Source organism: Aeromonas sp. S9(2024) (assembly GCF_041403185.1).
GTDB classification, from domain to species: domain Bacteria; phylum Pseudomonadota; class Gammaproteobacteria; order Enterobacterales; family Aeromonadaceae; genus Aeromonas; species Aeromonas enteropelogenes.
This window is the reverse complement of record NZ_JBGLRE010000010.1, coordinates 84,461-105,720: the sequence shown is the minus strand read 5'-3', so window position 1 is coordinate 105,720 and position 21,260 is coordinate 84,461. Positions and strand designations below refer to the sequence as shown.

The window sequence follows — 21,260 nt, the reverse complement described above, 5'->3', positions numbered from 1 at the left end:
CGTGTTGCCGTGCTCGCGGATATGATAGCGGCGCTTAATAAAAAGGCCACGCAAAGCGTGGCCTTTTTTACCGAATGGATGATTACCAGCCTTTGACCAGGCCGCCCTTGAACAGCTCCTGACCTTTCTTGTAGACATCGTCAGTCTGGAAGGACTGGACGAACTGTTTGACCTTCTCGTCCTCCTTGTTGTTCTCGCGAGCCACGATCAGGTTGACGTAGGGGGACTCCTTGTCTTCAACAAACAGGCCGTTTTCGCTCGGGGTCAGACCGATCTGGCCAGCGAAGGTGTTGTTGATGATGGCCAGATCCACGTCTTCCAGGGAGCGGGGCAGCTGGGCTGCTTCCAGCTCGACGATCTTGAAGTTACGCGGATTGTTGGTGATATCCAGTACGGTGGCTTCCAGGCCGGCACCCTCTTTCAGGGTCAGCAGGCCCTGCTTTTCCAGCAGGATCAGGGAGCGGCCCAGGTTGGTCGGGTCGTTCGGTACCGCGATCTGGGCACCATCGTGCAGCTCGTTCAGCGCCTTGATCTTCTTGGAGTAACCGGCGATCGGGTAGACGAAGGTGTTGCCGACCGGCACCAGCTTGAAGCCGCGATCACGGATCTGGGCATCCAGATAGGGTTTGTGCTGGAAGGCGTTGACGTCGATGCTGCCATCGTTCAGAGCCACGTTCGGGGTGACGTAGTCGGAGAAGGTCACCACTTCGACGTTCAGGCCATATTTTTCCTTGGCGATCTTGGCGGCCACTTCGACCAGCTCGGTCTCAGGGCCGGCGATGGCGCCTACCTTCAGGCTCTTGTTCTCTTCTTTCTGGCCGCAGCCGGCCAGTACCAGGCCAGCCAGCAGGGCAGCCGCAACGGATTTGATGCCAAATTTCATAAAACCTCCTGTCAGAAATCGACGATTAACGATGATCGTATTTGTTGACCAGGCGCTCACCTGCGCTCTGGATGAGTTGAACCAGCACCACCAGGATAACCACGGTGACCAGCATGACGGTCGGGTCGAATCGCTGGTAGCCGTAACGGATACCCACATCACCCAGACCGCCCCCACCGATGGCACCAGCCATGGCGGAGTAGTTGACCAGGGTCACCAGGGTAATGGTGACGCTGTTGAGGATGCCGGGCAGGGCCTCGGGCAGCAGCACCTTGGTGATGATTTGCAGGGGCTTGGCGCCCATGGCCTTGGCCGCTTCCAGCAGGCCGTCCGGCACCTCCATCAGGGCCCCTTCCACCAGGCGGGCGATAAAGGGCACGGCGCCTATGGTGAGCGGCACTATGGCGGCGACGGTACCGATGCTGGTGCCGACGATCAGCCGGGTCAGCGGAATGATGGCCACCAGCAGGATGATGAAGGGCACCGAGCGGCCGATGTTGACCACCATGCCGAGGGTGCTGTTGAGCACAGGGTTGGCCAGGATCTGGCCCGCCTTGGTGACATGTAGCGCCACGCCGAGCGGCAGGCCGAGCAGGCAGCCAAACAGGGCGGAGGCAAACACCATGATGAGGGTGTCGCCCAGGGCCGTGAACAGCAGATTAATCATGGCTTCGGACATAACCCATTACCTCCAGCTGAATATGGTTGTCGATGAGGAACTGCTGGGTCGCCTCGCACTGGGCTTCATCCCCGAACAGCTCCGCCAGCAGGAAACCGAACTTGACGCCACCGGCATACTCGATGTCTGCACTCAGAATGCTGATGTCGATGTTGAAACGGCGGCTTGCCTCGGAGATGAGCGGACTGTCGACCGTGCTGCCGGTAAAGCCGAGCTTCACCAGTGGATAGCTGCCGGGTACCCGGTCGCTGCTCATCCGATCCTGATACTCCTGCGGCACCTCCAGATGGATGGTGGAGCGGATGAAGTCGCGAGCCAGCTCGGTCTGGGCATTGCTGAAGAACCAGGCCACTTCGCCCTGCTCGATCAGACGGCCGTCGCTGATGATGGCCACTTCGTCACAGATCCCCTTCACCACGTCCATCTCGTGGGTGATGAGCAAAATGGTGAGCCCCAGCTTGACGTTGATCTCCTTGAGCAGGGTCAGGATCGAGCGGGTGGTCTGCGGGTCGAGGGCCGAGGTGGCCTCGTCGCACAGCAGCACCTTGGGCGCCGGTGCCAGGGCGCGGGCGATGGCGACACGCTGTTTCTGGCCGCCGGAGAGCTCTGACGGATAGGCGTGGGCACGGGCTTCCAGCCCGACCAGCGCCAGCAACTCGGCGACCCGATGCTGGATCTTATCCTTGCTCCAGCCTGCCAGTTCCAGCGGGAAGGCGATGTTGGCAGACACGGTGCGGGAGGAGAGCAGGTTGAAATGCTGGAAGATCATCCCGATCTGGCGGCGGGCCTGGGTCAGGTCCCGTTCGCTCAGGGTCACCAGATCCTGGCCACCAACGATGACCTGGCCCTCTGTCGGACGCTCCAGCAGGTTGACGCAACGAATGAGGGTGCTCTTGCCGGCGCCGGAGGCACCGATCACCCCGAAAATTTTGCCTTGCGGCACATGCAGGCTGACATCACGCAGGGCGTGCACGGCATCACTGCCTTTACCGTAGACTTTGTTGAGACCGATCAACTTAATCATGGGATTCTTCCGTGCTAACAGCCTTAAAGCACAGGGCGCTACAGGCGGGTGAATTGGGCAGAGGTTTCACTGGGTGACACTGCCATCATGGAGGATGATGCTAAGATGTCTGGATGGCCATGTCAACGACCATTTATACATCTAGACGTCTAAAAAAATGAGAAAAAGGATGCCGTTCCCGAGATGATGTTTTGTGGCGAAGAGGAGCTAAATATTGAATTCATAAATGTGGCTATCAATCCGAATTTAACATGGAAATGCTGGCTTAAATGTCATTTATATTGGATTTTGCACGACCTTTTTGTTCTGCTTCGTTTGAAGCGCCTGTTCACGCCCCGCCCTATCTTTTTACTTTTTGTTGCACAAATCGTTCCCGTTTCCTCGTCTATGGCACTTCTTGCCCGTTCATTTGATATAGCGCAAGGGGCAGCGCGATCCTGATTGGGGCACGAAAGATGGTTTTTTATACTGGGATGGACATCAGACAAGGAGGGCAGTGCGATGAGATTCCAACAGATCAAACAGTTGCTGCACTATCTGGAGCAGGTACATCACCAGCTTGGGCTCTGCTACGGGCGCTTGGCCGCTCAGGTGGACAGTGAACGCAGCCGGATGTTGCTGGTGTATTTGCAGGGGCGGGAAGACGCCGCCTGCGCTCACCTGCACGAGTATGGCAGCCAGCTGACCGAGGCGGTGAGGGAGACCTGGCTGGAGCAGGGGTTCAGTGAAGACATGTTGCCCGGCATTCGCCAGTTCGAGCTGCCTGCCACGGCCCAGACCCAGGATATCGTCACCCGGGTGTGTAGTTGGGAAGAGCAGCTGGTGGGCGAGCTCAATCACCTGGCCCGCGAGTGCCCGACCTCGGATACGGCGGCGCTGCTCGAGAATCTTGCCCGGCTGGAGCAGACCCGCCTGACCCGGTTGGTACACGGGGTGCATCGCCTGGATGATTTGTAAGGCCATATGAAAGAAGGGCCCGGCATGGCTGTCGGGCCCCTTGGTTATGGGAGGTAGTCACAACGCCGAAGTGTTCAGCTCTGATGCTGCTCGGCGGCGTAGAGGGCTGCCCCTATGATGCCTGCCTGGTTGAGGCTGGCCGCCGGGATGAGCGGCGCCCGGGTCTGGATGCGGTCGACAAACTTCTCCAGTTTGGCGGCGCTGCCGCCCCCCAGGATGAAGAGGTCGGGGGAGAACAGAAACTCGAGGCGGGCCAGATACTTGTTGAAGCGCTTGCCCCAGCGGTTCCAGGAGAGATCCTCGCGCTTGCGCACCGCATCCGAGCAGTAGTGCTCGGCGACCATGCCTTCCAGAACGAGATGACCCAGCTCGGTATTGGGCAGCAGGTGGCCGTTGACAAACACCGCCGTACCGATGCCGGTGCCTACCGTGATGAGGATGATCACCCCCTGGCGCTCCTTACCTGCGCCAAATTTCATCTCGGCAAGACCGGCGGCATCGGCATCGTTCAGCACGTAGCAGGGCTGGCCGGTGACATCGCTGAACAGGTGAACGGCGTCGGTTTCTATCCAGCTCTTGTCGATGTTGGAGGCATTCTTGGCGATCCCGTGGTGGATGGTGGCGGGAAAGCCGCACCCCACCGGCCCTTGCCAGTTGAAATGCTCCACCAGTGCCTTGAGGGTATGGGCAATGGCGGCCGGTGTGGCCGGTTGCGGCGTGGCAATGCGATGGCGCTCGCCGATCAGCTCGCCGGTTTTGGTATCGACCAGACAGCCCTTGATCCCCGAGCCGCCAATATCCACTCCCAACATATGCATCTGTGGTGTCCTTTTAATGTGCTGACCGTGACGGATCGGCAGAGCATGAAAAAACTGCGGCGTGCCGGCAAGGGGCAGATTGCTCAGGCGTGATCCGGCAAACCTTTTTCGATGCAGCGGATCAGCAAGCGAGTCTTCTTGCTCTCTTCCTCTTGGCGATTGGCCAGGGTCGCCAGCGCCCATTCGATATGCTCGGCCACCAGAGGCTCGGCTCCAGCAAGGGCCCGTTGCAGGGCCTCAATCACTTCCGCTGTGGCCGGCCCGTTGCCGAGTGCCACTGCAAGATTGCGGCGCCAGCGCTGGTAGCCGATGCGGCGAATGGGGCTCCCTTCGGTGTGCTTGAGAAACTCGCTTTCGCTCCAGCGCCACAGCTCAAGCAGGGGCGGGCGGTGCAGATTGGGTCGCGCACTGAAGTCGGGCTCCGGGCTGACGTCCGCGTAGCGGTTCCAGGGGCAGATGAGCTGGCAGTCGTCACAGCCATAGATGCGGTTGCCCATCAGCGGCCTGAACTCTGGCGGGATGGGACCGTCATTTTCGATGGTGAGGTAGGAGATGCAGCGGCGTCCGTCCACCACATAGGGAGCTTTGATCGCACCGGTCGGGCAGATGTTGATGCAGGCCACGCACTTGCCGCACTGTTCCTTTTCGACCGGTTCGTCCAGCGGCAGTGGCAGGTTGAGCAAGAGCTCTCCCAGAAAGAAGAAGGAACCGGCCGACTCATTGAGCAGCAGCGAGTGCTTGCCCACCCAGCCGAGGCCTGCCTTGGCTGCCAGCGGCCGCTCCAGTACGGGGGCCGAATCGACGAAGGGACGCCACTCGCCGATGGGGTCGATTGTGGTTTGAAACATCTCAGTGCAGCGCCGCTCGATGCGTTCCCCCAGCTGCTTGAGGCGGTTGCGCAGCACCTTGTGGTAGTCGCGCCCGAGAGCATAGCGGCTGATGTAGCCGAGAGTCGGATCGCGCAGGGTGGCGGCGAACCCCGCCTCGAAGGGGAGGTAGTTCATCCGCACCGACAGCACCCGCCGGGTGCCCGGCAGCAGCTCGTGGGGGCGGGCCCGCATCATGCCGTGACGCGCCATATACTCCATGCTGCCGTGGTGGCCCGCATCCAGCCAGGCCTGCAGCCTGGGCTCTTCGATGGCGAGATCCGTATCCGTGATGCCTGCCTGGTCAAATCCTAGCTCGCGGGCCCAGAGCTTGATATCTTGAGCCAACTGCTCAAAGTCGGGGGCCGTCATCCCGCTGCATGCCTTAATGAATTGATCTGCAAGGCAAACAGGAGTGGATGCTCAGGCATCATCATGGGCCGGGCTGGGCCGGTTCGGGACAATGGATAAGCGTCGGGAGCCGTCATGGTACAGGTCATCGGGGATGCTGAATGCAAGAAAGAGGCGGACAGTCTATCACAGGGGCTGTGGCGGACCGAACAGATCCGCGCTCGTGAACAGGAGTGGGCCAGGCGTGAAGGGCAACCGCTCTATGCCCTGATGGAGCGGGCTGGTGCGGCCCTCTTTGCCCATGCAATTCGACACTGGCCTGAGCGTCGCAACTGGTGGATTTTCACCGGCCCCGGCAACAACGGTGGGGATGGCTATGTACTGGCCCGCCTCGCCCGCCAGCATGGGTTGGTGCCCGTGGTGATCGCCGTAAGGGAGCCCGCTCAGTTGAAGGGGGATGCCAGAGTGGCCGCCGAGGCATGGTTGGCCTGCGGGGGAAAGGTCTGGCTGGCCGAAGACCCGGTGCTTGCAAGTCTTCCTCCCCCCGATCTGGTCATTGACGCCCTGCTGGGGACGGGTGTCAGTACACATCTTGTTCCGTTACTGACAAAGATCGTCGCAACAATCAATGGCTTGGGTGTGCCCGTGCTGGCAGTGGATCTGCCTTCCGGACTCAATGGCGATACGGGACGTGCCATGGGGGCCGTGGTGCGCGCCACCCGCACCCTCACCTTTATCGGCATCAAGCAGGGCATGCTCACCGGGGATGGGGTCGACTGCGTCGGCCGACTCGAGTGCGATGATCTTGGCGTCATGCCCGATGAGCGTGTGCTGCCTTCAGCCTGGCGGCTCGATTATCCGGCGCTAAAATCGCAGCTGGTGCCGCGCTTGCGTTCGGCTCACAAGGGGGTGAACGGCAAGGTGCTGCTGGTGGGCGGCAATCGCGCCATGCAGGGGGCCATCCTGCTGGCGGCCAGGGCCTGCCTGCGGACCGGCGCCGGATTGGTGCGAGTGTGTCAGCATCCGGTTCATCCGCCAGTCAGTCTATCCCAGCCAGAATTGATGGGGGGCGATGAGGCGGATGACGGGGGCTGGGCATCGGTGCGGGTCATAGGTCCGGGCCTCGGGCTGGATGAGTGGGCTCGCACCCGGTTCGAGCAGGCATTGACCAGCAAAATTCCTCTGGTTTTAGACGCTGATGGATTGAATTGGCTGGCGCAAGCTCCCCGTCATCAGGATAATTGGGTACTTACTCCCCACCCTGGCGAGGCCGCTCGGCTGCTGGGGTGCTCCATCGCCGAGATTGAATCCGACCGGTTTGCCGCGGTGCGCGCCTTGCAGCAGCGTTACGGCGGCGTTGTGCTGCTTAAGGGGGCCGGTACCCTGATTGCCGATGACGAGGGGATCGCGCTCTGTTGCGAGGGCAATCCCGGCATGGCAAGTGGCGGCATGGGCGATCTGTTATCTGGTATAATCGCCGCCCTTTTGGCTCAGGGCTGGTCCGCCACCATGGCTGCCCGGCTGGGGGCCGTGATCCACGGAGAGGCTGCCGATCTGGCCGCCGCTGACGGAGAGCGGGGCATGCTGGCGTCCGATCTGTTGCCCTGGATCCGCAAACTGGTTAATCCCGACACCATTACAAGTTAAAAGAAGAACATGGCAAAACAGTTGATGATGACACTGCCGGACGAGGCAGCAACAGTGGCTCTGGGTGGCCGTCTGGCACAGGCCTGTCAGCAGGCGACCACGGTGTTTTTGCATGGCGCCCTGGGGGCCGGTAAAACGACCCTGACCCGGGGCTGGGTACAGGGGCTGGGCCATCAGGGCAAGGTAAAGAGTCCGACCTACACCCTGGTCGAACCCTATGAGCTGGATAGCTGGCAGGTCTACCACTTCGATCTTTACCGTCTGGCCGATCCCGAAGAGCTGGAGTTCATGGGGATCCGCGACTACTTCTCTGCCAACACCCTCTGTCTGGTGGAGTGGTCCGAGAAGGGGGAGGGCTGGCTGCCGGCACCCGACCTCGAAATCACCCTCACCTATGTAGGCGAGCAGCGCGAGGCCCTGATTGAGGCACGCACTGCTATTGGCGAAGCCATTCTGGAACGGTTGTCATCTACGTGCGCTTGATCCTTCTTATTGCTTTCTCCTTGATGGCCTTACCCTCCTGGGCGAATCAGCTCAAGAGCGTGCGGATCTGGCCATCACCGGACAACACCCGGGTGGTGCTCGACATGAGCAGTGCCCCCAATTACAACTACTTCACCCTGACCGGTCCGGATCGCCTGGTGATCGACCTGAAAGGGGCGAACGTGGCCACCAACCTGGCTCGCGTCGAGAACAACAGTGAACTGGTGCGCAAGGTGCGCCAGAGCACGCCCCAGGAGAAGGGCGACTTGCGGCTGGTGCTGGACCTGAGTTCAGCCATCAAGCCGGTGGTGTTTCCGTTGGCACCGGCCGGCCCCTACGGACACCGGCTGGTGATCGACCTGCCCTATGAAGAGAAGCGCTCGGCCGCCGCCGTGCGATCGGCGCCGGTGGGCGGCAAGGGCAAGGGGGTGGTGATTGCCATCGACCCGGGTCATGGCGGGGAAGACCCTGGCTCCATCGGCCCGCGTCGCACCTACGAGAAGCGGGTGACCCTGGCGGTTTCCCAGAAGCTGGCGGTTCTCATCGACCGTGAGCCCGGGATGCGTGCCATCCTGACCCGCCGTGGCGACTACTTCGTCGATCTGAACAAGCGCTCCGAAATCGCTCGCAAGGCGAAGGCTGATCTACTGGTCTCCGTTCATGCCGACAGCTTCCATAACTCCACGCCACGTGGTGCTTCCGTCTGGGTATTGTCGACCAACCGCGCCAACCGCGAGATGGGCAGCTGGCTGGAGAAGCAGGAGAAGCAGGGCGAACTGCTCGGCGGGGTCGGCAAGGTATTGGCCGAATCCGACCCCAACCCCTATCTGGCACAGACCTTCCTCGATCTCTCGATGGACAAGTCCCGCGCCGAGGGCTATGACGTCAGCCGCCAGATCCTGCGCTCGATGGGTAAGGTCGCGCGGCTGCACAAGAAGGCGCCGGAACACGCCAGCCTGGCGGTGCTCAAGGCGCCGGACATTCCCTCCGTGCTGGTGGAGACGGGTTTCATCTCCAACCACGCCGAAGAGAAGTTGCTGGCCACCTCCAGCTATCAGGATCAGCTGGCTCGCGCCATCTTCGAGGGGATCCGTAACTATTACCGTGCTCACCCGACCAAGGGGGCCATGCTGACCGGCAAGAGCGTGGCGAGCCAGCCAGCTGCGGCGCCCAGACAGGTGGCCGCCAGCAAACCGGCTCCCCAACCCCAGGTGACCAACCGGATGCCGGCGACCGTGCGTGACAGTGGTGCACCGGTCAGCAGCGTGGGCAGCGCCTCCGGCGCCGGGGTGATCAAGCCCTACTCGGCGACCACCAGTGCCGGGGTCAACGACAAGTCGAAGATGATCCGCCACGTGGTCACCCGCGGCCAGAGCCTCTCTCGCCTTGCCGAACGGTACGGGGTGAGCCAGGCCCGTCTGGTGGAGATCAACAAATTGAAATCGCGGGAAATCCAGATAGGGCAGGTGCTCTACATTCCCAAAAAATAAAGCAGGAGCCAGCGATGCCAATCCGTATATTGCCTCCGATTCTGGCTAACCAGATTGCCGCAGGGGAGGTGGTGGAGCGGCCCTCTTCCGTCGTCAAGGAGCTGGTGGAAAACAGCCTGGATGCGGGCGCCGACCGGGTCGAAATCGATATCGACAAGGGGGGCGCCAAGCTGATCCGCATTCGTGATAACGGCTGCGGGGTTGCCCGGGATGAACTGGTGCTGGCGCTGTCGCGCCACGCTACCTCCAAGGTCGCGACTCTGGACGATCTGGAGGGGATCAACAGCCTGGGATTTCGCGGCGAGGCGCTCGCTTCCATCAGCTCGGTTTCCCGGTTGACCTTCACCTCCCGCACGGCGGAGCAGGCCGAAGCTTGGCAAGCCCAAGCCGAGGGGCGCGAGATGAGCGTCACCGTCAAGCCGGCGGCCCATCCGGTGGGTACGACAGTGGAGGTGGTGGATCTCTTCTTCAACACCCCGGCGCGGCGCAAGTTCATGCGCAGCGAAAAGACCGAGTTCGCTCATATCGACGAGCTGGTGCGCCGCATTGCGCTCTCTCGCTTCGATGTTACTCTGATCCTGCGCCACAACGGCAAGGTGGTACGCCAGTACAAGGCGGCCAATACGGTGCCGGAGCAGGAGCGCCGCCTTGCCGCCGTCTGTGGCACGCCCTTCATGCATCATGCGCTGGCGGTGGAGAGCGAACACAGCGACGTGCGGCTGTGGGGCTGGCTGGCCACTCCGCAAGGGGCCAGGCCGCAAAACGATCTGCAATACACCTACGTCAATGGCCGCATGATGCGCGACAAGCTCATCAATCACGCCATCCGTCAGGCCTATGACGAGCTGTTGCCCGCCGATCGCTTCGCCGCCTATGTGCTCTATATCGAGCTGGATCCCCGTCAGGTGGATGTGAATGTCCACCCCGCCAAGCACGAGGTGCGCTTTCATCAGGCCCGCCTCATCCACGACTTCATCTTCCAGGCGCTCTTTACCGCACTGCGCCGTGAAGGGGCTGGTACCGCCACCGATGAGCCGCTGGCCGAAACCCTGGTCGAACTGCCGGTCAGTCCGCAGATCGAATATCCCGGGCAGGCGCCTCGTCCCGAATGGTATGGCGCCGAGCACAACTACCGGGCGCCGGCTCAGGTGCGAGAAGGAGGATCGGGAAGCTCAGGTGCAGGGCGCGCCGGCAGCTACCAGCCACCCGAGCCCCCGAGCCGCGAGGCGATGCGGGGCATGGGAGCGCTGCTCACCACCTTGCCCATCGCCGAATCGGCGCAAGTTGCGACAAACGCCCCTGCTGACGCTCCCAGGCCACCCGCACAACAGGGTTGCCGGGCGCTTACTCTGGTGGAGCAGGCCTATCTGCTGATAGAGCGGGATGGCCAGCTGGCACTGTTGTCGCTGGTGCGGGCCGAACGCCTGCTGCTGCGTCACTGGCTGCTGGAGACCTGGGGCCAGGGGCTGGCGGCCCAGCCACTGTTGTTGCCGGTCTCCTTCAAGTTGCCCAAAAACCTGATGACCCTGGTGGAGGCGCAGGAGCGTTTGCTCAAACGGATGGGGCTGGAGTTGAAAAGCGGTGGGCGCGACACCATGATCCTGACTCGGGTACCCGCCTTGCTGCGTCAGACCGACCTGGTACGGCTGTTACCCGAATTGCTGCAAATCATTGAGGGTGGATCTGACAGTGATGCCGGCCAGCAGGCTGAAGTATTATGCCAATGGCTGGTGGAGCAGGGGATAAGCCGCGAGAAAGTATACGATTTTTCAACTGCCAGTCGGTTGCTGACGGAACTTGTTGCCGATCACGCTGACCAACTGGCAGACGTTCGCATGGTGCGCCCGCTCTCGCTGGCGGCCGTGCTGGAGGAGTTCAAGCATGGCGAGTGACTTGCCGACTGCAATTTTTTTGATGGGGCCGACGGCCTCCGGCAAGACGGATCTCGCCATCGAACTGTGTCAGGCGCTGCCCTGCGACATCATCAGCGTCGATTCGGCCCTGATCTATCGCGGTATGGATATCGGCACTGCCAAGCCGACCCCGGCCGAGCTGGCGCTGGCGTCTCACCGGCTGATCGACATCTTGGATCCGGCCCTGAGCTACTCGGCGGCGGATTTTTGCAAGGATGCCCTGCGGGAGATGAAGGATATCGCCGATCGCGGCCGCATTCCGCTGCTGGTGGGTGGCACCATGCTCTATTTCAAGGCGTTGCTGGAGGGGCTGTCACCCCTGCCTTCCGCCGATCCGGCCATTCGTGCCGGCATTGAAGAAGAGGCGGCCCGCCTCGGCTGGCAGGCGTTGCACGACGAGCTGGTGCGCATCGACCCGGTAGCCGGTGCCCGCATTCATCCCAACGATCCGCAGCGGCTCAGCCGGGCGCTCGAGGTCTACCGCATCAGCGGCAAGACGCTCACCGAATTGACCCAGGTACAGGGAGAGGGGTTGCCCTATCGGGTGCAACAGTTTGCCATTGCGCCGAAGGATCGTGCCGTGCTGCATCAGCGTATCGAACAGCGTTTCGACAAAATGCTGCAAGGGGGCTTCGAACAGGAGGTGAGGGCCCTGATGGCCCGCGGCGATCTGACACCGGATCTGCCCTCTATTCGCTGCGTCGGATATCGCCAAATGTGGGACTATCTGAACGGTGAGATAGAGTATGATGAGATGCGTTATCGTGGCATCGTTGCCACCCGCCAATTGGCAAAACGACAGATGACCTGGTTGCGCGGTTGGCCCGATGTGATCTGGTTGGAATCTGGTGAGTCTGGCAATCTGGAACGCGTGCTTGCTCGCGCTGGTGTGGCTTGACACTCCCTGTATAATCAGGTTGTTATATTGAGATTCGATGTTTAAAAACAACAAACTATAAGGAAAAGAAAAATGGCTAAGGGGCAATCTCTCCAAGACCCGTTTTTGAATGCGCTGCGCCGTGAGCGTATTCCTGTTTCTATCTATTTGGTGAACGGCATCAAACTGCAAGGTCAGATCGAGTCTTTCGATCAGTTTGTCATCCTGCTGAAGAACACCGTGAGCCAGATGGTTTACAAGCACGCCATCTCCACCGTGGTGCCGGCCCGTGCCGTCAACCATCATCAGCCTGCTCCCAACGGTGGTGCTGATGAACAGGGTGACGCCGAGGCGTGATATCCCGGGACGAGTCCACTCGTCAACTCAGATTCATCATGATTCCTGTTAAGGAGCAAGCGCTTGTTTGACCGTTATGAAGCTGGCGAACAGGCCGTTCTGGTGCATGTCAACTTCAGTGATGAGGGTGAACGGGAGGATCTGGAAGAGCTCAAGATGTTGGTGAGCTCTGCCGGAGTCAATGCGCTGGCGGTGATCACCACCAGTCGCAGTGCCCCCAGTGCCAAATTTTTTGTCGGCAGTGGCAAGGCTGAAGAGATCGCATCCCAGGTCCAGATGCTGGACGCCGACGTGGTGATCTTCAACCATGCCCTGACCCCTGCCCAAGAGCGCAACCTGGAGCGTCTGTTCCAGTGCCGGGTGGTGGATAGAACCGGCCTGATCCTCGATATCTTTGCCCAGCGGGCCAGAACCCACGAAGGTAAACTGCAGGTCGAACTGGCTCAGTTACGCCATCTTTCTACTCGCCTGGTGCGAGGCTGGACCCACCTTGAGCGTCAAAAAGGGGGGATCGGTCTGCGCGGTCCGGGGGAAACCCAGCTTGAAACCGACCGACGTCTGCTGCGTGAACGCATCAAGGCGATTTTGCGTCGGCTTGAAAAGGTAGCCAAGCAGCGGGAACAGGGGCGCCGCGCCCGCAATCGCAATGAAGTACCGACAGTATCCCTGGTTGGTTATACCAACGCCGGAAAGTCTACTTTGTTCAACCAACTTACAGCTGCCAGCGTGTATGCTGCCGACCAACTGTTCGCAACCCTGGACCCCACCCTGCGTAAACTGGTGATCCGGGACGTGGGTGATGTGATTTTGGCAGACACGGTTGGATTTATTCGGCACTTGCCCCATGATCTGGTCGCCGCCTTCAAGGCGACCTTGCAGGAGACCCGCGAAGCGGATCTGTTGCTGCATGTGGTGGACTGTGCCGATGAGCAGATGCAGGAGAATATCGACTCCGTGCAGCTGGTGCTGGCCGAGATCGAAGCGGACGACCGCCCCCAGCTGATGATCTGCAACAAGATCGACAAGCTGGCGGACCGTCCGGCTGGCCTGGAGCGGGATAAAGAAGGACGCCCGTTGCGCGTCTGGCTGTCTGCCCAGACCGGTGAAGGGTGTGAATACCTGTTTCAGGCCCTGACCGAGCTGCTGGCTGGCTCCATGGTGCATCACACCCTGCAGTTGCCGCCTTCTGCCGCGAGATTGCGCAGTGCGCTCTATCAGTTGAAAGGGATTGAGCAGGAAGGTTTTAGCGAGGAGGGGGATTTTGTGCTGGAAGTCCGCTTGCAAGTGGCCGACTGGAACCGCCTCGTGAAACAGGAAGGTGAGAGTTTACAACGCTTTATCAGACATTGATTCGTCGGTGAATGCTGACAGGCTTCATCAACGATGAGGGTTCGATAGAGATGATATCCATCCGCAAGTATTAATGGAGACGCTGATGGCTTGGAATGAGCCTGGTAACAACGGCAAAGACCGTGACCCCTGGGGGAACAACGGCAAGAATCAGGGGCCCCCTGATCTGGATGAAATGCTGCGCAAGGTGAGTCGCCGTTTCGGTGGCCTGCTGGGTGGCGGCAAGTCTGGCGGCGATGTGGGTCGCTTTGGTATTTCCATCGCGCTGGTGGTCGCCGTGGTGGTGTGGGTCGTCAGCGGCTTCTACACCATTCGTGAAGCCGAGCGCGGTGCCGTGCTGCGCTTTGGCAAGTTTTCCCACATTGTCGAGCCGGGCCTGCGCTGGAAGCCGACCTTTATCGATCAGGTGATCCCGGTGGACGTCGAGTCCGTGCGCTCCCTGCCGGCATCCGGTTTCATGCTGACCCAGGATGAGAACGTGGTGCGGGTCGAGATGGACGTACAATACCGCGTCGTCAATCCCGAGCAGTACCTGTTCAGTGTGACCAATGCCGACGAGAGCCTGAGCCAGGCCACCGACAGTGCCCTGCGCTACGTGGTGGGCCACACCAAGATGGATGACGTACTGACCACGGGTCGGGAAAAGGTCCGTCAGGAAACCTGGGAAGTGATCGATGGCATCATCGAGCCCTACCAGATGGGTCTGCAGATCGTGGACGTCAACTTCCTGCCGGCTCGTCCGCCGGAAGAGGTGAAGGATGCGTTTGATGACGCTATCGCCGCCCAGGAAGATGAACAGCGCTTCATTCGTGAAGCGGAAGCCTATGCCCGTGAAGTGGAACCCAAGGCCCGTGGCCAGGTGAAGCGTCTGGAGCAGGAGGCCGAAGCCTACAAGTCCCAGATTGTGCTGAAGGCCCAGGGTGAGGTTGCTCGGTTCAACGAGCTGCTGCCCCAGTATCAGGCTGCACCCGAGCTGACCCGTAACCGTATCTATCTGGAAACCATGGAAGAGCTGTACCAGCAAGCCAACAAGGTGCTGGTCGACATGCCTGCTGGCAACAACAGCATGATCTACCTGCCGCTCGACAAGCTGTCTGGCAAGCCGAACGTGGCTCAGCCACAGCGCTCGACCGTGGCTCCGACCGTAGAGCCGGCGCCGGTTTCCAACGAGGGGGCCAACTCCACTCCGATGCCGCTGCGTAGCGGTGACCGCTTCAGCTCAGGGAGAAACTGATAGATGAAAAAGCTAGCTATTGGTGCAATCGCTGTCGCGGCCATGGTCTGCTTCTCCTCTGTCTTTATCGTTGATGAAGGTCAGAAGGGGATCGTGGTGCAGTTTGGCAAGGTGAAGCGGGTTGATTCCGGCGAGCCGCGCCTCTATGAGCCGGGCCTGCACTTCAAGGTGCCGCTCATCGACCAGGTTCGCAAGATGGATGCCCGTATCCAGACCATCGACAGCCAGGCCGACCGCTTCGTCACCTCCGAGAAGAAAGACCTCATCATCGACTCCTACGTGAAGTGGAAGATCGAGGACTTCTCCAAGTACTACTTGGCGACCGGTGGTGGCAACAAACTGCAGGCCGAAGACCTGCTCAAGCGCAAGATCAACAACGGTCTGCGTTCCGAGATCGGTAACCGCACCATCAAGGATATCGTCTCCGGCGAGCGTAGTACCGTGATGGAAGATGCCCTGAAGAAGATGGCGCGCTCCTCCGAGCTCGGCATCAAGGTAGTGGATGTGCGGATCAAGCAGATCAACCTGCCGGTGGAAGTCTCCAACTCCATCTACCAGCGGATGCGCGCCGAGCGTACCGCAGTGGCCCGTGAGCATCGCTCCCAGGGGCGTGAGAAGGCGGAGATCCTGCGTGCCGACATCGACCGCAAGGTGACCGTGATGATCGCCGATGCCGAGAGTAATGCCCGTCAGCTGCGTGGTGAAGGGGATGCCGAGGCCGCCAAGATCTATGCCGACAGCTACAAGAAAGACCCCGAGTTTTTCAGCTTCGTGCGCAGTATGGAGGCCTATCGCAAGAGCTTCTCCGGTGGCAATGAGCTGATGGTGCTCAAGCCGGACAGCGAGTTCTTCCGTTACCTCAAGTCGCCGAACGGCAGCAAGTAAGCCGTTGGGAAAAGTAGTTGCAAAGGGTCTGCATTGTCAGACCCTTTTTTTTCTTGGGTGCCAGCCACAGTGATGCCGGCAGAAGAGGGGAGCAGAAGGGAACAAGATGCTGACATCTGTACTGATGGGATTGGGCTTGTTGCTGCTGTTTGAAGGGCTGGGTCCGCTGTTGATGCCAAGAGCCTGGCAGCAGATGCTGCGCCTGCTGAGCGAGCAGCCCCCCGAGCTGTTGCGCCGCATCGGCGGTTCTCTGGTGGTGGCCGGAGGCGTGATCCTCTGGATGCTTGCGCGTTAAGCCAACCGGTGCGAATCAGAAAATAAAAAAGAGGCCGTTCGGCCTCTTTTCGTGTGTGGTTGAGCCTTGACTCAGGCGCTACGCTGCACCGCCATATGTGCCAGAGTCTCCAGCGCCTGCTTGTGCTGGGAGTCCGGCAGAATGGTGAGAGCGGCGATGGCTTTGTCGGCCTCCTCGCGAGCCCGCATGCGGGAGTACTCCAGGGCGCCGGTGCGCTCGAGGATGGCCAGGATCTGATCGAGATGCTCCATGCCATTGCGATGCTCGATGGCATCGCGCACCAGTTGGCGCTCTTGCGGCGTACCCACTTCCATGGCCCGCAACAGCGGCAGGGTCGGTTTGCCTTCGGCCAGATCGTCCCCCACGTTTTTGCCCATGTCGTCGCTCTGGGAGCAGTAGTCCATCACATCGTCGATGATCTGGAAGGCGGTACCCAGATACATGCCGTAGTCGGTCATGGCTTGCTCGACCGGCTCAGGCTGATGGGTCAGCACGGCAGCGAGGCGAGTGGCGGCCTCAAACAGCTTGGCGGTCTTGCAATAGATGACCGTCATGTAGCTCTCTTCGGTGGTGTCGGGATCGTTGCAGTTCATCAGCTGCAACACTTCCCCTTCGGCGATGGTGTTGGTGGCATCCGACAGGATTTCCATCACCCTCAGGTTGGAGAGCTCGCTCATCATCTGGAAGGAGCGACTGTAGAGGTAGTCGCCCACCAGGACGCTGGCAGCATTGCCAAACAGGGCGTTGGCGGTTTCCCGGCCGCGGCGCAGATCGGATTCGTCGACCACGTCGTCGTGCAGCAGGGTAGAGGTGTGAATGAATTCGATGATGGCGGCCAGCTTCAGGTGATCTTCACCCTCGTAGCCCAGCGCACGGGCTGCCATGACGGTCAGCATGGGGCGCATCCGTTTGCCGCCGGCGCTGACAATATAGAAACCCAGCTGATTGATCAGACTAACGTCGGACTGAAGTCGAGCCAGGATCAGTTCATTGACCGCCGTCATGTCGGCGGCACAGAGCGCACGGATAGTCTGTTGGTCCATAAGTCTCGTAACGTGACGGCAGCAATAACTGCGATTTTTAGTAATGGCGGGGATTCTACACGATTTCACAATGGGTTACAGTTAAGCGTTTATCCACGGCGGCAGATATGCGCACAAAATAAACTTTTTGCTAAATTGGCCTTGCCTGAGCAGATCGATTTGCGTAGAATGCCCGCCCATTGTTATAGGTTTTTGCGCATGTCTGGCCTTGAGCAAAAGACATGCCTTTACGGAGTTAATCAAATGTACGCGGTATTCCAAAGCGGCGGAAAACAACACCGTGTGGCCGAAGGTCAAATCGTTCGTCTGGAAAAGCTGAACGTTGAGACTGGCGCTACCATCGACTTCAACGAAGTGCTGATGGTTGCTGCAGGCGACACTTTTAAAGTAGGTGCTCCTTTCGTTGAAGGTGGCAAGGTTGTAGCTGAAGTTGTGGCTCACGGCCGTGGCGAGAAAGTGACTATCGTCAAGTTCCGTCGTCGTAAGCACCACCGTAAGCAAGCGGGCCACCGTCAGTGGTTCACTGAAGTCAAAATCACTGGCATCAGCGCTTAATTAGAGGAGTCCGATAGATGGCACACAAAAAAGCTGGCGGTTCATCCCGCAACGGTCGCGATTCTGAAGCTAAACGCCTGGGCGTGAAGCGTTTCGGCGGCGAAACAGTTCTGGCTGGCAGCATCATCGTTCGTCAGCGCGGCACCAAGTTCCACGCTGGTGAGAACGTTGGTCTGGGCAAGGACCACACCCTGTTCGCTACCGCGAACGGCAAGGTGCAGTTCGAAGTCAAAGGTCCGCTGAACCGTAAGTACGTTAGCATCGTTGCTGAGTAATTACGGACCGCAAGGATCCGAAGCCCCGCCAACAGGCGGGGCTTTTGTTTTTCTGACGTCTTTTTGATGTTTTTGACGAAAAAACGGAACGCAGCCGACCCCGGTTCTGCAGGACATGATTGGCAATATGCGTATCGCCCGCAGGGGTCTGTACCACTATAATTGCGTATCGGTTTTTCGAATTAAGGTGACGGTTACCTATGAAGTTTGTTGATGAAGTCCAGATTCGAGTCGATGCCGGTGACGGTGGTAACGGTTGTGTAAGCTTTCGCCGTGAAAAATATATCCCGAACGGTGGCCCGGATGGTGGTGACGGTGGTGATGGTGGCGACGTTTACCTGATCGCCGACGAGAACCTCAATACCCTGATCGACTATCGCTTCGAGCGTTTCCATGCCGCCGAGCGTGGCGAGAATGGCCAGAGCGCCAACTGTACTGGTCGCCGCGGCAAGGACAAGATCCTGCGCGTGCCGGTCGGTACCCGCGCTACCGATGAAGACACCGGCGAGCTGCTGGGTGATCTGACTCATCATGAGCAGAAGCTGCTGGTCGCCAAGGGCGGTTTCCACGGTCTTGGCAACACCCGTTTCAAGAGCTCGGTCAACCGTGCGCCGCGCCAGAAGAGCAACGGCACCCCGGGTGAAGTGCGTACCCTGAAGCTGGAGCTGCTGCTGCTGGCCGACGTCGGCATGCTGGGTCTGCCCAATGCCGGCAAATCCACCTTTATCCGCGCCGTTTCCGCCGCTCGTCCGAAAGTGGCCGACTACCCCTTCACCACCCTGGTGCCAAACCTGGGCGTGGTGCGTGGCGAGAACTCCCGTTCCTTCGTGATTGCCGACATTCCGGGCCTCATCGAAGGGGCTGCCGAAGGTGCTGGCCTCGGTATCCGCTTCCTCAAGCACCTCGAGCGTTGCCGCGTGCTGATCCACCTGGTGGATATCTGCCCCATCGATGGTTCCGATCCGGCTGAAAATGCTGTGACCATAGTCCGCGAGCTTGAGAAATACAGCCCCGAGCTGGCGAGCAAGCCGCGTTGGCTGGTGTTCAACAAGATGGACCTGATCCTGGAAGAAGAGGCTCAGGAGGTGATGGATCGGGTCAAGGCTGCCCTGAACCATGAAGGGCCCATCTACGCAATCACCGCCATCAGCAAGGAAGGGACCAAGAAGGTCTGCTACGACATCCTGGATCTGCTGGATACTATGCCCCGTCAGCTGGAAGCCGATGCGAAAGAAGCCATCGAGAAAGTTGAGTTCAAGTGGGATGACTACCACAAGAACCAGCTGGCCAAGGCCGAAGCCGAGGCGCTGGCCGCGTCCATGGCCTTCGACGAAGGGCTCGACGATGATGACTGGGATGAAGATGACGACGATGGCGTCGAAGTCATTTATGTCCGTGACTGAATCCCGTCACTGGCATTGAAAACCGGAGCCTGCGAAGGCTCCGGTTTTTTTATGCCTGTCAGTCGGATTCAATAGATATATTTGTGATGCTGCTTATTGCCTGTGATGGCTAACCGATTATACTGCCCACCTGAATTAACAGTAATGAAACAATCTGCTAGCGATGTCGAATGAATCGATATGCGCTTCTGTAACGGGTTGTTTTGATGGATGGTTTTCCTGTAAAAATATTTATGCGCAGATTTATCCATAAAAAGGTTGTTTGTGCATTTTTTTAGAGTATTCTTGCGCCCGTTTTGCCGGGTTATGCGTGAGTATGCAGGTTGACCAGGCTAAGGAAAGTAACGTTAAGGTTGTCACATCATGTTGGAAAAGAGTCTGGAAGCACCGGCGGTCAACACCCGCCGCAACTTGTTGATGTTTTTGATCCCGTCCCTCATCGGGATCCTGCTGTTCATGACGCCGGTCGTCTATGAAGGCAATGTCACCATCCCGGTCGCCGTGCTGGCGAAGCTGGTTCAGCTGGTCTTTGCCGACTATCTGGTCGCCATGGTCAGCGCCGTGATCACCACCACCATGCTGATGACGATCATCGCCTGGTTGTTCAAACCGGCCATCCTGGTTCGCCGTCCTTTCCTCAACAGCCTGTTCAATGTCTCCCCCTTCTGGGCCAGCGTGCGGGTGCTGGGCGGCATCTTCGTCTTGCTAACCTTCTTCCAGATGGGGCCTGAGGTGCTTTATTCGGGCGCCACCGGCGGGCTGGTGTTGCACGATCTGCTGCCGGTACTGTTCTCCGTATTCATCTTTGCCGGCCTGCTGCTGCCCCTGCTGCTCGACTTTGGTCTGCTGGAGTTCGTCGGTACCATGATGACCCGCATCATGCGTCCCGTGTTCCGTCTGCCGGGTCGTTCCGCCGTGGACTGCTTCGCCTCCTGGCTGGGGGACGGCAGCGTCGGCATTCTGCTGACTAGCAAACAGTATGAAGGCAAGTTCTATACCCAGCGTGAAGCGGCCGTGATCGGTACCACCTTCTCTGCGGTTTCCATTACTTTCTGTCTGGTGGTGATCTCCCAGGTGAAGCTGGAGCACATGTTCGTACCCTTCTACCTGACCGTCTGCCTGGCCGGCGTGGTGGCTGCCATCGTAGTTCCGCGTCTGCCGCCGCTCTCCTGGAAGAAGGATGTCTACGCCGATGGCTCTCCCCTGTGCCGCAAGCAGGAGGTGGTACCGCATCGCCACAGCGTGCTGAGCTACGGTTACGAGCGGGCGCTGACCAAAGCCGAGAGCGTGAGCGACCTCGGTGCCGTAGCGCGGGAAGGGGTGAAGAATGCACTGGATATGGTGTTTGGCGTGCTGCCCGTGGTGATGGCCATCGGTACCTGTGCCCTGATGCTGGCCGAACACACTCCCATCTTCAATTGGCTGGGGGCTCCCTTTGTTCCCTTGCTGGAGCTGCTGCAACTGCCGGAGGCCGAGGCGGCCTCCAAGACCATCATGGTTGGCTTTGCCGACATGTTCATCCCGGCTGTACTGGCTTCCACCATCGAAAGCGAGATGACCCGCTTCGTCATCGCCGCCATGTCTGTGACCCAGCTCATCTATATGTCGGAAGTGGGCGCCCTGCTGCTGGGCAGCAAGATCCCGGTCAAGTTGTGGGAGTTGTTCGTCATCTTCCTGCTGCGCACCCTGGTGACCCTGCCGGTCATCGCCGGTGTGGCGCACTTGCTGTTCTAAAACAGCCATTGCGGACTAAAAACGGTCAACTTCGGTTGGCCGTTTTTTTATGGTCAACATTAGACCAAAGTGAATCTTCTCAAGAATTGGCATTTACATTAATGTAACAAATTGAACCCGTGCCAGCCGAGCAGTAGGCAA

At 59.5% G+C, this 21,260-nt stretch carries 21 protein-coding genes; 15 read left to right on the top strand and 6 right to left on the bottom strand.

Going from position 1 to position 21,260, the window contains the following annotated elements; genetic code table 11:
* Window positions 1-82: 82 nt before the first annotated feature.
* The 3 genes from metQ to metN are packed head-to-tail and all read right to left on the bottom strand — an operon-like array spanning window position 83 to window position 2,586.
* Window positions 83-883, bottom strand: coding sequence for a methionine ABC transporter substrate-binding lipoprotein MetQ (gene metQ, locus ACB028_RS16085; protein WP_371144714.1), 801 nt, complete (start codon window positions 881-883; stop codon window positions 83-85).
* 25 nt (window positions 884-908) lie between these two features.
* Complete coding sequence (locus ACB028_RS16080; RefSeq protein ID WP_026457146.1) at window positions 909-1,562, bottom strand: methionine ABC transporter permease; 654 nt, start codon at window positions 1,560-1,562, stop codon at window positions 909-911.
* Entirely contained in the window at window positions 1,543-2,586 is a 1,044-nt protein-coding gene (metN, locus tag ACB028_RS16075; protein ID WP_342013919.1) for a methionine ABC transporter ATP-binding protein MetN, read from the bottom strand. The genes ACB028_RS16080 and metN overlap by 20 nt, the downstream gene beginning before the upstream one ends.
* A gap of 501 nt (window positions 2,587-3,087) precedes the next feature.
* On the opposite strand from metN, the gene ACB028_RS16070 reads away from it, so the two are divergent.
* Window positions 3,088-3,543, top strand: a complete 456-nt coding sequence (locus ACB028_RS16070) for a hypothetical protein (RefSeq protein WP_026457144.1) — start codon at window positions 3,088-3,090, stop codon at window positions 3,541-3,543.
* A gap of 74 nt (window positions 3,544-3,617) precedes the next feature.
* Here ACB028_RS16070 and ppgK read toward each other — a convergent pair whose 3' ends face one another.
* Window positions 3,618-4,361, bottom strand: coding sequence for a polyphosphate--glucose phosphotransferase (ppgK, locus tag ACB028_RS16065; protein ID WP_371144713.1), 744 nt, complete (start codon window positions 4,359-4,361; stop codon window positions 3,618-3,620).
* A gap of 83 nt (window positions 4,362-4,444) precedes the next feature.
* On the bottom strand, window positions 4,445-5,599 hold the full coding sequence (queG, locus tag ACB028_RS16060) for a tRNA epoxyqueuosine(34) reductase QueG (RefSeq protein WP_371144712.1): 1,155 nt from the start codon (window positions 5,597-5,599) through the stop codon (window positions 4,445-4,447).
* Window positions 5,600-5,713: 114 nt separating this feature from the next.
* Between queG and ACB028_RS16055 the strand changes: the two genes are divergently transcribed.
* The 10 genes from ACB028_RS16055 to ACB028_RS16010 all read left to right on the top strand — a co-directional run bounded on the left by ACB028_RS16055 (window position 5,714) and on the right by ACB028_RS16010 (window position 16,109).
* Window positions 5,714-7,225, top strand: coding sequence for an NAD(P)H-hydrate dehydratase (locus ACB028_RS16055; RefSeq protein WP_371144711.1), 1,512 nt, complete (start codon window positions 5,714-5,716; stop codon window positions 7,223-7,225).
* 9 nt (window positions 7,226-7,234) lie between these two features.
* The gene (tsaE, locus tag ACB028_RS16050) at window positions 7,235-7,708 is read left to right on the top strand and encodes a tRNA (adenosine(37)-N6)-threonylcarbamoyltransferase complex ATPase subunit type 1 TsaE (RefSeq protein ID WP_371144710.1); all 474 of its coding nucleotides are present in this window, start codon (window positions 7,235-7,237) and stop codon (window positions 7,706-7,708) included.
* Between the two features lie 23 nt (window positions 7,709-7,731).
* On the top strand, window positions 7,732-9,198 hold the full coding sequence (locus ACB028_RS16045) for an N-acetylmuramoyl-L-alanine amidase (protein ID WP_223380415.1): 1,467 nt from the start codon (window positions 7,732-7,734) through the stop codon (window positions 9,196-9,198).
* Between the two features lie 14 nt (window positions 9,199-9,212).
* Window positions 9,213-11,090 (top strand): DNA mismatch repair endonuclease MutL, encoded by a 1,878-nt coding sequence (gene mutL, locus ACB028_RS16040; protein ID WP_223379961.1) that lies wholly within the window; start codon window positions 9,213-9,215, stop codon window positions 11,088-11,090.
* Window positions 11,080-12,009, top strand: a complete 930-nt coding sequence (miaA, locus tag ACB028_RS16035; protein ID WP_371144709.1) for a tRNA (adenosine(37)-N6)-dimethylallyltransferase MiaA — start codon at window positions 11,080-11,082, stop codon at window positions 12,007-12,009. Before mutL ends, miaA begins: the two co-directional genes overlap by 11 nt.
* A gap of 72 nt (window positions 12,010-12,081) precedes the next feature.
* Entirely contained in the window at window positions 12,082-12,345 is a 264-nt protein-coding gene (hfq, locus tag ACB028_RS16030) for an RNA chaperone Hfq (RefSeq protein ID WP_026456017.1), read from the top strand.
* Window positions 12,346-12,408: 63 nt separating this feature from the next.
* Window positions 12,409-13,695 (top strand): ribosome rescue GTPase HflX, encoded by a 1,287-nt coding sequence (hflX, locus tag ACB028_RS16025; protein WP_371144708.1) that lies wholly within the window; start codon window positions 12,409-12,411, stop codon window positions 13,693-13,695.
* An 85-nt stretch (window positions 13,696-13,780) separates the two neighbouring features.
* Window positions 13,781-14,929, top strand: a complete 1,149-nt coding sequence (gene hflK / locus ACB028_RS16020) for an FtsH protease activity modulator HflK (protein ID WP_026456016.1) — start codon at window positions 13,781-13,783, stop codon at window positions 14,927-14,929.
* 3 nt (window positions 14,930-14,932) lie between these two features.
* Window positions 14,933-15,814, top strand: coding sequence for a protease modulator HflC (hflC, locus tag ACB028_RS16015; RefSeq protein WP_026456015.1), 882 nt, complete (start codon window positions 14,933-14,935; stop codon window positions 15,812-15,814).
* 106 nt (window positions 15,815-15,920) lie between these two features.
* Window positions 15,921-16,109 (top strand): DUF2065 family protein, encoded by a 189-nt coding sequence (locus ACB028_RS16010; RefSeq protein WP_371144707.1) that lies wholly within the window; start codon window positions 15,921-15,923, stop codon window positions 16,107-16,109.
* Window positions 16,110-16,180: 71 nt separating this feature from the next.
* Here the strand turns inward: ACB028_RS16010 and ispB are convergent, their stop codons facing one another.
* Window positions 16,181-17,152: an octaprenyl diphosphate synthase gene (gene ispB, locus ACB028_RS16005; protein WP_224211084.1), complete on the bottom strand. Its 972-nt coding sequence runs from the start codon at window positions 17,150-17,152 to the stop codon at window positions 16,181-16,183.
* A 243-nt stretch (window positions 17,153-17,395) separates the two neighbouring features.
* On the opposite strand from ispB, the gene rplU reads away from it, so the two are divergent.
* From rplU to ACB028_RS15985, 4 genes are all read left to right on the top strand, one after another.
* Entirely contained in the window at window positions 17,396-17,707 is a 312-nt protein-coding gene (gene rplU, locus ACB028_RS16000) for a 50S ribosomal protein L21 (protein WP_005304210.1), read from the top strand.
* A gap of 17 nt (window positions 17,708-17,724) precedes the next feature.
* Window positions 17,725-17,982, top strand: a complete 258-nt coding sequence (gene rpmA, locus ACB028_RS15995; RefSeq protein WP_005304202.1) for a 50S ribosomal protein L27 — start codon at window positions 17,725-17,727, stop codon at window positions 17,980-17,982.
* A 200-nt stretch (window positions 17,983-18,182) separates the two neighbouring features.
* Complete coding sequence (gene cgtA, locus ACB028_RS15990) at window positions 18,183-19,385, top strand: Obg family GTPase CgtA (protein WP_042028257.1); 1,203 nt, start codon at window positions 18,183-18,185, stop codon at window positions 19,383-19,385.
* A gap of 363 nt (window positions 19,386-19,748) precedes the next feature.
* A complete protein-coding gene (locus tag ACB028_RS15985) occupies window positions 19,749-21,119 on the top strand; it encodes a YjiH family protein (RefSeq protein WP_371144706.1) in 1,371 nt (456 codons plus the stop codon).
* Window positions 21,120-21,260 lie beyond the last annotated feature (141 nt).